The 12,989-nt window shown below is 61.7% G+C and carries 13 protein-coding genes and 1 tRNA gene; 12 read left to right on the top strand and 2 right to left on the bottom strand.

Annotation, left to right across the window (positions count from 1 at the left end; translation table 11 throughout):
• Positions 1-81 precede the first annotated feature (81 nt).
• From ABM428_RS02575 to ABM428_RS02535, 9 genes are all read left to right on the top strand, one after another.
• Positions 82-1,119, top strand: coding sequence for a LacI family DNA-binding transcriptional regulator (locus ABM428_RS02575; protein ID WP_037942958.1), 1,038 nt, complete (start codon positions 82-84; stop codon positions 1,117-1,119).
• A complete protein-coding gene (locus tag ABM428_RS02570) occupies positions 1,116-2,321 on the top strand; it encodes a DNA glycosylase AlkZ-like family protein (RefSeq protein WP_353628134.1) in 1,206 nt (401 codons plus the stop codon). The genes ABM428_RS02575 and ABM428_RS02570 overlap by 4 nt, the downstream gene beginning before the upstream one ends.
• Before the next feature lie 140 nt (positions 2,322-2,461).
• Positions 2,462-3,730 (top strand): FAD-dependent oxidoreductase, encoded by a 1,269-nt coding sequence (locus tag ABM428_RS02565; RefSeq protein WP_353628133.1) that lies wholly within the window; start codon positions 2,462-2,464, stop codon positions 3,728-3,730.
• Between the two features lie 39 nt (positions 3,731-3,769).
• Positions 3,770-4,759 (top strand): TRAP transporter substrate-binding protein, encoded by a 990-nt coding sequence (locus tag ABM428_RS02560; RefSeq protein ID WP_005850974.1) that lies wholly within the window; start codon positions 3,770-3,772, stop codon positions 4,757-4,759.
• A gap of 72 nt (positions 4,760-4,831) precedes the next feature.
• Positions 4,832-5,356, top strand: coding sequence for a TRAP transporter small permease (locus ABM428_RS02555; protein WP_005850973.1), 525 nt, complete (start codon positions 4,832-4,834; stop codon positions 5,354-5,356).
• Positions 5,357-5,360: 4 nt separating this feature from the next.
• The gene (locus ABM428_RS02550) at positions 5,361-6,671 is read left to right on the top strand and encodes a TRAP transporter large permease (RefSeq protein ID WP_009825820.1); all 1,311 of its coding nucleotides are present in this window, start codon (positions 5,361-5,363) and stop codon (positions 6,669-6,671) included.
• Positions 6,668-7,405: an allophanate hydrolase subunit 1 gene (locus ABM428_RS02545; protein WP_005850971.1), complete on the top strand. Its 738-nt coding sequence runs from the start codon at positions 6,668-6,670 to the stop codon at positions 7,403-7,405. Before ABM428_RS02550 ends, ABM428_RS02545 begins: the two co-directional genes overlap by 4 nt.
• Positions 7,402-8,430 (top strand): urea amidolyase, encoded by a 1,029-nt coding sequence (locus ABM428_RS02540; RefSeq protein ID WP_353628132.1) that lies wholly within the window; start codon positions 7,402-7,404, stop codon positions 8,428-8,430. Before ABM428_RS02545 ends, ABM428_RS02540 begins: the two co-directional genes overlap by 4 nt.
• The gene (locus tag ABM428_RS02535) at positions 8,431-9,201 is read left to right on the top strand and encodes a LamB/YcsF family protein (RefSeq protein ID WP_132997445.1); all 771 of its coding nucleotides are present in this window, start codon (positions 8,431-8,433) and stop codon (positions 9,199-9,201) included. It abuts the gene before it with no gap.
• An 81-nt stretch (positions 9,202-9,282) separates the two neighbouring features.
• On the opposite strand, the gene ABM428_RS02530 is transcribed toward ABM428_RS02535, so the two are convergent.
• Positions 9,283-9,358 (bottom strand) — tRNA-Lys (locus ABM428_RS02530).
• A gap of 104 nt (positions 9,359-9,462) precedes the next feature.
• Here ABM428_RS02530 and dapF point away from each other — a divergent pair.
• The 3 genes from dapF to ABM428_RS02515 are packed head-to-tail and all read left to right on the top strand — an operon-like array spanning position 9,463 to position 12,005.
• Positions 9,463-10,332 carry a diaminopimelate epimerase gene (dapF, locus tag ABM428_RS02525; protein ID WP_353628333.1) on the top strand — a complete coding sequence of 290 codons (870 nt, stop codon included), beginning with the start codon at positions 9,463-9,465 and terminating at the stop codon, positions 10,330-10,332.
• Positions 10,329-11,585 (top strand): tRNA (N(6)-L-threonylcarbamoyladenosine(37)-C(2))-methylthiotransferase MtaB, encoded by a 1,257-nt coding sequence (gene mtaB, locus ABM428_RS02520; protein WP_353628131.1) that lies wholly within the window; start codon positions 10,329-10,331, stop codon positions 11,583-11,585. Before dapF ends, mtaB begins: the two co-directional genes overlap by 4 nt.
• Before the next feature lie 60 nt (positions 11,586-11,645).
• On the top strand, positions 11,646-12,005 hold the full coding sequence (locus ABM428_RS02515) for an antibiotic biosynthesis monooxygenase (RefSeq protein ID WP_353628130.1): 360 nt from the start codon (positions 11,646-11,648) through the stop codon (positions 12,003-12,005).
• 132 nt (positions 12,006-12,137) lie between these two features.
• Here the strand turns inward: ABM428_RS02515 and ABM428_RS02510 are convergent, their stop codons facing one another.
• The gene (locus tag ABM428_RS02510) at positions 12,138-12,986 is read right to left on the bottom strand and encodes a cytochrome c1 (protein ID WP_037942948.1); all 849 of its coding nucleotides are present in this window, start codon (positions 12,984-12,986) and stop codon (positions 12,138-12,140) included.
• Positions 12,987-12,989 lie beyond the last annotated feature (3 nt).

Raw genomic sequence — 12,989 nt, 5'->3', positions numbered from 1 at the left:
GGCTTGATATGGTGATTGCCTGCGCCCAACCGACACACTACGCTGTTGATAGAATACCACTTTCAAGCAGGACAAGCGCCTTTGACACAGCCTCCGAAACGCCCGTTGACCCTTCGTGATGTATCCGATGCCTGCGGGGTGTCGGAAATGACGGTCAGCCGGGTTCTGCGAAAACGCGGCGACGTGTCCGAAGCGACGCGGCGGCGGGTGCTGGCTGCGGCGAAAGAGCTGGGGTATGTGCCCAACCAGATTGCCGGATCGCTGGCGTCCCAACGGGTGAACCTTGTCGCGGTGATTATCCCGTCGCTGTCGAACATGGTCTTTCCCGAGGTGCTGAACGGCGTCAATCAGGTGCTTGAAGACACGCCGCTGCAGCCGGTCGTGGGCGTCACGGACTATATGCCCGAGAAAGAAGAACGTGTTCTTTATGAAATGCTGTCGTGGCGGCCCTCGGGCGTGATCATCGCGGGGCTGGAACATAGTGATGCGACGCGTGCCATGCTCAAGAACGCGGGCATCCCCGTGGTCGAGATCATGGATGTTGACGGGCGCCCGATTGATGCGATGGTCGGCATCTCGCACCGCCGTGCGGGGCAGGAGATGGCCAAGGCGATCCTAAAGGAAGGCTATGAACACATCGGTTTCATGGGCACCAAGATGCCGCTCGACCACCGTGCCCGCAAACGGTTCGAAGGGTTTACCGAAGGGCTCGCCAAAGCCGGGATAGAGATCGAGGACCGCGCGTTCTACTCTGGCGGCTCTGCGCTGGCCAAGGGGCGCGAGATGACGCAAGACATGCTTGAGCGGTCGCCCGAGCTGGATTTCCTGTATTATTCAAACGACATGATCGGCGCGGGCGGATTGCTGTATCTGATCGATCAGGGCATCGATATTCCGGGCCAGATCGGCCTTGCCGGTTTCAACAACGTCGAACTGCTACAGGGCTTGCCCCGTCAGCTTGCCACGATGGACGCCTGTCGGCTCGAGATCGGACAGGCCGCGGCGCGTATCATTCTGAACGATACACTGGATGAACCGGACCCCGACCTGCAGACGCAGATTACGCTGACACCGACCCTGTCGCTGGGGGACACGCTGCGCCGCAACCGCAAGGTATGACCCTGCCGCTGATCGGCAACCGCGACGCCCGTCGCATCTTTCTGCATCGCCATCTGCTGAGCGATGCGCCCCAAGGGCCCGCCAGCGGGAAAGACCTGTTGCAGCTGATCCAGGGCCTGGGCTTTGTGCAGTTGGACAGCATCAATACCGTGGCGCGGGCGCATGACCTGATCCTGTTCTCGCGCCGCCAACGCTATCGCCCGCAAGCGTTGAAGACGCTGTATGAACGCGATGGGGCGCTGTTTGAGCACTGGACCCATGACGCCGCGGTGATCCCGATGGGATACTACCCCCATTGGGAATTGCGCCGCCAGAGGGACGCGCAGATGCTGCGCCAGCGGTACAAGAACTGGCACCAACATGATTTCGAGGGGCGGTTCCAGACCGTGCTCGACCAGATCCGCGCACAGGGGCCGGTGTCGTCGTCTGATGTCGGGCAGGATGAACCACGCTCGAATGGCGGGTGGTGGGATTGGCATCCCTCCAAAACCGCGCTGGAATATCTGTGGCGCGCCGGTGCGCTTTGCGTTGTAGGGCGGGACGGCTTCCAGAAACGCTATGACCTGACAGAGCGGGTGATTGACGCGGCGCTATGCGACCCGTCGCAGGCACCGGGTGAGGCGCAGACCATTGATTGGTGCTGCAACGGCGCGCTGGATCGTCTGGGCTTTGCCACACCGGGGGAGCTGGCGGCATTCTGGGCGCATATCTCTCCGGCAGAGGCGAAGGCATGGGTCCAGCGTGAACAGGCCGCCGGACGTGTCGAGCAGGTGCAGATCGCGGGTGCCGACGGCACAGTCCATCGCAGCTTTGCCCGTCCCGGTCTGGCAAGCGACCCCGCGATAGACATGGCTCCGACCGCACGGCTGCGCGTGCTCAGCCCCTTTGACCCGGCCTTGCGCGATCGCAAACGCGCCGAACGTCTGTTCGGCTTCCGCTACCGGATAGAGATGTTCGTGCCCGCGCCCAAACGGGTCTATGGCTATTATGTTTTTCCGATCCTGCAGGGCGACAGCATCATCGCGCGGGTGGATATGAAAGCACACCGTGACCGGGATACGCTGGTGGTACGCGCCCTTTGGCCAGAGCCGGGCAGCCGTTGGGGCAAAGGCAAACAAGCCGCCTTCGAGGCAGAGCTGGCCCGCATCATCCGTCTGGCAGGCGTCAGTCAGATCGCTTTCGAAGACGGCTGGCTTCGCTAACCCTCCCCGTTTCGATGAACGAATTGGCGGTACATGCTTGCGCAGGCGACAACGATGACAATTTGTAAACATTTTATTGACGTATTGCTTTTCCCTGCCAAAGTGAGCGGAAAGGAATCAAGAACCATGTCGAACCGTCTTTGCTTTCATCCCAAGGGTCGCCCATGACGCGCCATGTGGTCGTCGTGGGGGCGGGTATCGTCGGTGTGTCATCGGCGATCTGGCTGCAACGCGCAGGCGCGCAGGTCACGATCATTGACCGCGCGGCACCGGGGACAGGCACGTCGCATGGGAACGCGGGCGTGCTGGCAGCCTGCGCCGTGGCACCTGTCACCGCCCCCGGCCTGATCGCCAAAGCCCCCGCGATGCTGCTGAACCCGGATGTGCCGCTTTACCTGCGCCTGCCCTATCTGCCGCGTCTGCTGCCTTGGCTGGCAAAGTATCTGCGGGTCGCGAACGACCGCGACACCCGCCGGATTGCGCAGGGGCTCGCGCCTATTGTCAGCGACAGTGTGGACCAACACAAAAGCCTGACCGCTGATTTGGGCCTGTCCGACTGGGTGAGGGACAGCGATTATGTTTTCGCCTACCGAAACCGCGCCGCGTTTGACGCCGAAGCCTACACCTGGGCGCTGCGGGCGGAGGCGGGGTTCGCGCCAGAGCTGATCGAGGGGCCGCAGATACACGAGTATGAACCGACGCTCGGGTCGGACATTCACCTGCTTGCCACCATGAAGGACCACGGCTTTATCCGCGACCCCGGCGGCTATGTCGGCGCGCTGGCGCGGGCGTTCGAACAGGGCGGCGGCAAGATCCTGCAGGCCGAGGTCAAGGATTTCGACCTGTCCGGCGGCGCGATTTCCGGGGTCGAGACGACCCAAGGCCGCGTGGCCTGTGACGATATCGTGCTGGCCACCGGCGTCTGGTCGAAACCGCTGATGGCCAAGCTGGGGCTGAACGTCCCGCTGGAAAGCGAACGCGGCTATCATGTGATATTCGAGGGGGCGACGGGCGGGCCTGTGCGCCCCGTGATGATCGCCAGCGGGAAATTCGTTGCCACCCCCATGGCGCAGGGCCTACGCTGCGCGGGTATTCTGGAATTCGGCGGGCTTGACGCAGCCCCGTCCAAGGCACCGCTGGCGCTGCTGCGGCGACAGGCCAAGGCGGCCTTTCCACAGCTTAGCGCCACGCGCGAAATCGAATGGCTGGGGCACCGACCTGCCCCCAGCGACAGCCTGCCCCTGATCGGACAGGTTGGCACAAGCCGGGTCTTTACCGCCTTCGGGCATCACCACATCGGGTTGACAGGCGGGCCCAAAACAGGCCGCCTCGTCGCAGGATTGGTTATGGGGCAACCCGTCAACACCGACCTACAGCCCTATGCACCACAACGGTTTAGCAGGGGCTAACCCCGCAAACCAAAGACATACCAACAAGGAGAGAACCACATGAAACGGACCACCACATTGATGACAGGCGTCGCGACCGCCGCCCTGACGGTCACCACCGCCCTGCCTGCTTTCGCGGCTGAGAAATGGGACATGCCTATGGCCTATTCGGCGTCGAACTTCCATTCCGAGAACGGCGTTGAATTCGCCAACTGCGTGACCGAAGGCACCGCGGGCGAGATCGAGATCACCGTGCACCCCGGCGGGTCGCTGATCGCGGGTGCCGACATCAAACGCGCGATCCAAACCGGTCAGGTCCAGCTGGGCGAACGCATCCTGTCGGGGCACCAGAATGAAAACGCGATCTTCGGCTTTGATTCCATCCCCTTCCTCGCGCCGTCCTTCGAGGCGTCCGACAAGCTGTGGAAAGCCGCGAAACCCAAGATCGAAGAGCTCTTGGCAGAGCAGAACCTGACGCTGCTTTATAACGTGCCATGGCCTCCACAGGGTCTGTACTTCAAGAAAGAGGTCAACACGATCGAGGACATGAAGGGCGTCAAGTTCCGGTCCTACAACAACGCCACCAGCCGTCTGGCAGAGCTGACAGGCATGCTGCCCGTCACCATCGAAGCCGCCGAGCTGAGCCAGGCTTTTGCCACCGGCGTTGCGGAATCGATGATCTCGTCCGGTGCGACCGGCTATGACCAGAAAGTCTGGGAAAGCCTGACCCATTTCTACGAGGTCGACGCCTGGCTGCCGCGCAACTACATCATGATCAACAATGACGTGTGGAACGATGTCTCGGAAGAGAACAAGGCGATCATCACCACCTGTGCAAGCGATGCGGAAACGCGCGGGCTGCAAGCCTCCAAGGACTATACGCAGTTCACCTATGACGGGCTGCGCGAAGGCGGCATGACCGTGGAACCCGCCAGCGAAGAGCTGATGTCCGGCCTGCGCGACATTGGCGGCACCATGACCTCCGAATGGCTGGAGAATGCGGGCGAGGACGGTCAGGCGATCGTCGATAGCTACAAATCCATGCAGTAAATCAACGAACGGCGGCGCCCCACACAGGTGCCGCCGTTTGACGTTCGATCCGCCAATCCGGAGACCTTTCCCATGAACATCCTGCGACGCCTGCTTGATTTCATCTATTTCGCATCTGGTGCCCTGGCTGCCGTCAGTCTTGTCGCGATCCTGCTGCTGATCGTGGTGCAGATGGTTGCCCGCTGGACCGGCGAGGTTTTCCCCGGTGCGGCAAGCTATGCCGGCTATGCGATGGCCGCCGCCAGCTTCCTCGCTTTCGCCAACGCGCTGAACCGTGGCGCGCATATCCGCGTATCGGTGCTGCTGAACGCACTGCCCGCAGGCCCGAAACGGCTTCTTGAAATATGGTGCTTCGGCCTTGCCGCGGCGATTGCGTGGTATTTCACCTACTACGCCTATTGGTTCGTCTACTGGTCGTGGAAATTCAACGAAGTCAGCCAGTCGCAAGACGCCACATCCTTGTGGATTCCGCAGTCGGTGATGGTTGTGGGCGGTGGCATCCTCGCCATCGCGCTGACCGATAACCTGCTCTATCTGATCGTAAAAGGCGAACACCGTCTCACCCGCGATCTTGTCGATCAAAGTTTTGGGGAGTGACGCTGTGACGGAACTTTACGCGATCATTCTGTTTATCACTGTGCTGCTGTTCCTGCTGGGCACCGGCGTCTGGGTTGGCCTGGCGCTGATGGGCGTCGCCTGGTTCGGGATGGAACTGTTTACCACCCGCCCGGTTGGCGATGCTATGGTCACGACGATCTGGGCCTCGTCCAGCTCGTGGACGCTGACCGCGCTGCCGCTGTTCATCTGGATGGGTGAGATTCTATTCAGGACGCGGCTATCCGAGGATATGTTCAAAGGGCTGTCGCCGTGGCTGGCGAAATTGCCCGGCGGGCTGGTGCATACCAATATCGTCGGCTGCACCGTGTTTGCCGCCGTGTCAGGGTCGTCTGCCGCGACGCTGTCGACCGTGGGCAAAATGTCGATCCCCGAACTGCGGGCGCGCAATTATCCCGAAAAGATGATCATCGGCACGCTGGCCGGTGCCGCCACGCTGGGGCTGATGATCCCGCCCTCGCTCGCGCTGATCGTTTACGGCGTCACCGTGAACGAAAGCATCACCGAACTGTTCTTTGCCGGCGTCCTGCCGGGGCTTATTCTGGCGCTGATGTTCATGGCCTATGTCGCCTTTATCGCGCTGACCTCGAAGGACTGGAACCCCAGCGTCGAGACAGGGATGAGCTTTGCCGCCAAGCTGCGCAACTCGCGCTTTCTGCTGCCGGTCTTCGGGCTGATCACGGTGGTGATCGGGTCGATGTATCTGGGCTACGCCACCGCGACAGAGGCGGCGGCCATCGGTGTGCTGGGGTCGCTGGCGCTGGCGTTGATGCAGGGGTCGCTGAACTGGACCAGCTTTCAGGAAAGCCTGATGGGGGCGATGCGCACCTCTGCCATGATCGCATTGATCCTTGCGGGTGCTGCCTTTCTTAAACTGTCGATGGGCTTTACCGGCCTGCCCCGTGCGCTGGCGGACGGGATTGCAGCGCTTGAACTGACGCGCTTTCAACTGCTGATGGCGCTGCTGGTATTCTATATCGTACTGGGCATGTTCCTTGATGGTATTTCGTCGGTCGTGCTGACCATGGCTGTGGTTGAGCCGATGGTGCGCGGTGCGGGGATCGACTTGATCTGGTTCGGAATCTTTGTTGTGGTCGTGGTCGAGATGGCGCAGATCACGCCGCCGATCGGGTTCAATCTGTTCGTGCTGCAAGGCATGACGGATCACGAGATGGGATATATCACCAAAGCCGCCTTGCCGATGTTCCTGATCATGGTGGTGATGGTCTTTGTCCTGATCTTCTTCCCCGACATCGCGACCTGGCTGCCCGAAAATTTAAGGCAGGTGCCCCAATGACCGACTTCCCCCTGATCCAGACCGTTGGCCTGTCCGGCGTGCTGGTGCGTTTTGCGGACACGATGTCAGAGCCCGCGAACCGCGCCGCCCTGTCGTTTCGCGCCGCCGTGGATGCCGCCGACTGGCCCGAGGTGACAGAGACGAGCACATCGCTGGTGTCCACCTTCCTGCAGATCGATCTGGTGGCGGCTTCGGTGGACACCCTGCTGGACCGGCTGCACGACCTTCTGGCAACGCGCGACTGGTACACCTCTGACCTGCCGACGGGGCGGACGCTGTGGCATGTGCCAACGGTCTATGGCACCGACCTTGCGCCACAGCTTGAAGAAGCGGCAGAGCTTGCGGGGCTGGACCCCGATGCGGCGATTGCACAGCTGTCGCAGGCGCGCGTACGGGTGCTGACCATCGGCTTTGCCCCCGGCCAGCCCTATATGGGCGAACTGCCGCAGAACTGGGATATTCCGCGCCAGCAGGGGCTGACAAAATCCGTCCCCGCCGGCGCGTTGATCGTGGCGATCCGGCAGCTGATTATCTTCACCAATGCCTCCCCCACTGGCTGGCGCCACATCGGGCAGACCGCGTTCAAGACCTTCCGCCCGCGCAGCGACACACCCTTTGCCCTGTCACCGGGGGACGAGCTGTGCTTCCCCTCCATATCGCGCGCCGAATATGACAAGATCACCGCGACAGATGAAACCGGCCAGGGCGGCGCAGAGACAGAGGTGCTGGCATGAGCGCGACCCTCACCATTTCCCAAGCCGGTCCCGCCCTGACCATACAGGATATGGGCCGTCCCGGTTGGCGTGCCCAAGGGCTTACAAAGGGCGGTGCCGCCGATCCCGTGGCGCTTTACGAAGGGGCCGCCCTGCTTGGCCAATCGCCCGAGCTTGCGGTGATAGAGATGACAGGCACCGGCGGGACCTTCACGGCTGACGCCGACATCCGTATCGCCCTGACAGGGGCCACCATGGCCGCCAGCATCGACGGGGATGCCATCGTCTGGAACGCCAGCCACATGCTGCCCGCGGGCGCAAAGCTGACCATTGGCGGCACCACGGGCGGCACCTATGGCTATCTGCATGTGGGCGGGGGCATCGCCTCTGACACACTGTTGGGGGCACGGGCCAGCCACCTAAGCGCCGGACTGGGCCAGCCGCTTGCTGCGGGCGACGCGCTGCCCCTTGGGGCAGACAAGTCGCGCGAAACGGGGCTGCAACTGCCCCGCGACAGTCGTTTTGACGGCGGCACCGTGCGCGTCGTGGCCAGCATGCAGACCGACCACTTTACCGCTGATGAACGCAAACGCTTCGAGACCACCGCCTTTACCCGCGACCCGCGTGCCAACCGCATGGGCGTGCGCATGGACCACGACGGCGACGGTTTCAGCGCCGAGGGCGGTCTGTCCATCCTGTCCGAAGTTATCGTACCCGGCGACATCCAGATCACCGGCGACGGCGCACCTTTCGTGCTGATGGGCGAATGTCAGACCACCGGCGGCTATCCCCGCATCGGGACCGTGATTCCCCGCGACCTGCCCCGCGTGGCGCAAGCCGCATCAGGCGCCGCGATCCGGTTCGAATTCATCACGCTGGAACAGGCCATCACGCTCGAGACGCAGCACCGCCAAGACATCAAGGCGCTTGGCGGGCAGGTCACGCCACTGGTCCGCGACCCTGCCAAAATCCGCAACCTGCTGGCCTATCAGCTGGTGGGGGGCGCGATCTCTGCCACCGACAACCCCTTTGAAGAGGAGCATTAAATGCCGACCGTCGATCTGAATGCCGATATGGGCGAAAGCTTTGGCCCGTGGAAAATGGGCGATGATGCCGCTTTGTTGCAAATCATCAGCTCTGCCAACATCGCCTGTGGTGGCCATGCGGGTGACGCTGATGTGATGTCTGCCACAATGGCGCTGGCGCGTGACAATGGCGTCGGTATCGGTGCGCACCCCGGTTTCATGGATCTGGCCGGTTTTGGCCGCAACCGCATGTCGGTGCCACGGGGCACGCTGCAAAATCAGGTCCGCTATCAGGTCGCCGCCAGCGTCGGCATGGCGCGCAGCCTTGGCACATCGGTGCGGCACCTGAAACTGCACGGCGCGCTCGCCAATATGGCGTCAGAGGACGAGATACTGGCCCGTGACCTTTATGAGGCCGCGCTCAGCGTCGCGCCTGATCTGATCGTCATGGTGCTGGCCGCCACGGCGCAGCAGGACGCGGTGCAATCGCTTGGCTGTAAGTGGGCCGGAGAGATCTTTGCCGACCGCGCTTATAACGACGACGCGACGCTGGTCGACCGCTCTAAACCCGGTGCGGTGATTCACGATGCGGCACTGGCGGGCGAACGGATGGTCAAAATGGTCAAAGCCGGTGCGATTCTGACCGAGGGCGGCCAAACAATTCCTGCCGCGATCGATACGATCTGTCTGCACGGCGACACCCCCGAAGCCGTCGATATTGCCCGCGCTGTCAAATCATCACTGCAAGAAGCAGGGATCGCGCTGAAATGTTTTGAAGGCCATACGGGCTAAGCCCTAAACCCAACACCTGAAACGAAAAACAGCGCCCCGAGGGGCGCTGTTTTTATCCGTTCCAGTGAGACTGGAAAGTAGTGGTGAGCCGTGATGGGTTCGAACCATCGACCTACTGATTAAAAGTCAGTTGCTCTACCAACTGAGCTAACGGCCCACTAGGCGGGTATCTAGAAAGGTGCGGCCTTGGGGTCAAGCGGAAACTTACGAAAAATTTCACTCTCGCTGGATTAGTTTCAAATGCCGCGTTATATGCGCCGAATGTATAGTGATCTGACCAACGGTTTGCCCTTCATGAAGATGCATGGGCTGGGCAATGATTTTGTCGTGCTGGATGCGCGCGAGAAAGATGTGCTGGATGCGCGTGCCGACGGTACCCCGGCGCTCCCGAAGGTGACCCCTGCCCTTGCACAGGCCATCGGACATCGCCAGTTCGGCGTGGGCTTCGACCAGCTGGCCGTGATCACCAGTGGCGCGGCTGATGCGCATCTGACGTTCTTCAACGCTGACGGCTCTACCTCTGCAGCTTGCGGCAATGCCACGCGCTGCATCGCGCGGTTCCTGATGGAGGAAACCGGTAAAACCCAACTGCACCTGACCACCGACCGCGGCGATCTGGCGGCGCGGGATGCAGGCAATGGGCTGACATCGGTCAACATGGGTCACCCGCAGCTTGACTGGGACGAAATTCCGCTTGCTCGCCAGATGGATACGCTTGAGCTGCCAATCGACGGTGCGCCGACAGCCACCGGCATGGGCAACCCCCATTGCACCTTCTTTGTTGATGATGTCGACGCGATTGATCTGGCCGGTTTTGGCCCCGGTATCGAGCATCACGCGCTTTACCCCGAACGCACCAATGTGCAGATCGCCCAGATCATCGGCCCCGATCACATCCGTATGCGCGTGTGGGAACGGGGTGTGGGCATCACGCTGGCCTCCGGCTCCTCGAGCTGTGCGACGGCCGTGGCAGCGGCCCGCAGAGGGCTGACAGGCCGCGCCGTGCGTATTGATCTGGACGGTGGCACGCTGCACATCGACTGGCGCGAGGATGGCGTCTGGATGACCGGCCCCTCGGCCCATGTCTTCAGCGGCGTGCTGACCCCTTCGTTTCTGGAAAGCCTGACATGAGCGCCCCGATCTTCTCGAATCACGGCTGCCGCCTGAACGCCTATGAGACCGAAGCGATGAAGGAACTGGCCGAACAGGCTGGCCTGAAAGACGCGGTAATCGTCAACACCTGCGCCGTCACTGCCGAGGCCGTGCGCAAGGCGCGTCAGGACATCCGCAAACTGCGCAAGGCCAACCCGGACGCGCGTTTGATCGTCACCGGCTGCGCCGCCCAGACCGAACCGGAGACCTTTACCAAGATGGCAGAGGTCGACGCCGTCATCGGCAACACCGAAAAGATGGTGAGCGCGACGTGGCAGGGATTGGCCGCTGATTTCATCGGCGAGACAGAGGCGCTGCAGGTCGATGACATCATGTCGGTGACCGAAACGGCGGGGCATCTCATCGACGGGTTCGGCACACGCAGCCGGGCCTATGTGCAGGTCCAGAACGGCTGCGATCACCGCTGCACCTTCTGCATCATCCCCTATGGCCGCGGCAATTCCCGCTCGGTCCCCGCGGGGGTCGTGGTGGATCAGATCAAGCGACTGGTCGACAAGGGCTTTAACGAAGTCGTTCTGACCGGCGTCGATCTAACCAGTTGGGGTGCGGACCTTCCCGCGACGCCCAAGCTGGGGGATCTGGTGATGCGCATCCTGCGGCTGGTGCCCGACCTGCCACGCCTGCGGATCAGCTCCATCGATTCGATCGAGGTGGACGAGAACCTGATGCAGGCCATCGCCACCGAGCCCCGCTTGATGCCGCACCTGCATCTGTCCTTGCAGCACGGCGACGACATGATCCTGAAACGGATGAAGCGTCGCCACCTGCGCGACGATGCGATCCGTTTTGCCCAAGAGGCCCGCAAACTGCGTCCCGACATGACCTTTGGGGCCGATATCATCGCCGGCTTCCCCACCGAAACCGACGCGATGTTCGAAAACTCTATCAAGCTGGTGACGGACTGCGATCTGACATGGCTGCATGTCTTCCCCTATTCGGCGCGCGAAGGCACGCCCGCGGCACGGATGCCTGCGGTGAACGGCACGCTCATCAAGGAACGCGCGGCGCAGCTGCGTGCTGCAGGTGACGCGCAGGTCGCGCGCCATTTGGCCGCCCAACAAGGACGCGCCCATCAGGTGTTGATGGAAAGCCCCACCATGGGCCGGACCGAACAATTCACCGAAACCCATTTTGCCACCCCCCAGACCGAGGGCGCGATCATTTCGGCCACGATCACCGGCCAGAACGCAGGGCATCTGCTGGCTGTGTGAGACGTTGCAGATTGTAAACCTTTCTCCTCTAGGGTGATTCCCTAGCGAGAAAGGGTTAACATGAGCGAAATTATCGAATGGGTCCTCGAGATGGACGTGCGGGATGGTCAGGGCGACAATGTCCAACCGTTGCTTGATGAAATGGTACAGGCTGCAGAGGCAGACGAACCGCGCACGCTGCATTGCGAATTCTACATGTCCGACGACCGACGCACCTGCACTGTGCTGGAACGTTATGCGGACAATGCAGCCGTGATGGCGCATTTTGCGCAGTTCGGTGGCCGCTTTGCTGACCGGTTTACAGACCTGTTTATGCCGGTGCGTTTAACCGTCTACGGCCCTGCCACCGCCGCGGTGATGTCCGTGCTTGCGGGCTATGGCGGTGTACGGCTGGACCGCGTGGCAGGGTTCCACCGCTAAGCCATAGGCACCGTCTGTCGCGGTATTTGACCCGCGCGTTTGGCGACCAGCCGACTACCGCAAAAAAAGAAAACCCCCCGAACCACAATGGATCGGGGGGCTATATTCAGGCATTGGCCGTGTGAAGGAAGATCAGTCTTCCTTGTGTTTCACAGGCGCCCACAGACGTTTGTTGGTCAGGTACAGCAGTACCGACAACAGCGTCAGGAACAGAACGCCAGCAAAACCGGCTTGCTTGCGTGCCATCATCTTGGGCTCGGCTGTCCACATCAGGAAGGCCGCAACGTCTTCGGCTTCGTGGTGCAGGTCAGAATCGTGCCCGTCGTTATAGGTCACGTCGTCGCCGTACAGCGGGGGCGCCATCGCGATCCAGCTGCCTTCGATTGTGGCGTGGCCATTCTCGTCCTTACAGGATTCGGGGATACCGCCGCTTGGGAACGCTGTGTTGTAGTGACCGGGGAAATCCTCGGGGGCACAGGCAGGCGCTTCTTCATAGCCGACCATCAGGGACGCGATGTATTCGGGTCCGCCGATGCCTTTGAAGAACTGGTTGATCCCCAGACCATAGGGCCCGTGGAAACCGGCGCGCTTCTTGGCCATCAAGCTGAGATCGGGCGCGGTATCCAACGCGGACTCAGGGAAATGGTCAACCGGCGTGCCGGGGCGTGTGTCGTCCAGCTCGGGGTCGAAGATATCAAAGTTCGCGGCATAGGCACGGACCTGATCTTCGGGAAGGTGGGGGCCACCTTCATCCGCAAGAGTACGGATCGGCACAAACTTCATCCCGTGGCAGGCAGAGCATACCTCGGTGTAGATTTGCAGACCGCGTTGCAGCTGGTTGGCATCGAAGGACCCGAAAGGCCCTTCGAAAGAGAAGTCGAAGTCTTCGACATGCGCTTCACCACCGGCGGCGAAAGCAGCGGAACCTGCAAAGCCCAAGGCGACAACAGCCGAAAGGAAGGTTTTCTTGATCATTGTCATGGT

The sequence above is a fragment of the Sulfitobacter sp. TCYB15 genome (assembly GCF_040435955.1).
In the GTDB taxonomy this organism is placed as follows: Bacteria; Pseudomonadota; Alphaproteobacteria; order Rhodobacterales; family Rhodobacteraceae; genus Sulfitobacter; species Sulfitobacter pontiacus.
Note: the sequence above shows the minus strand (reverse complement) of the source record. Positions and strands in the feature narration are given on the sequence as shown.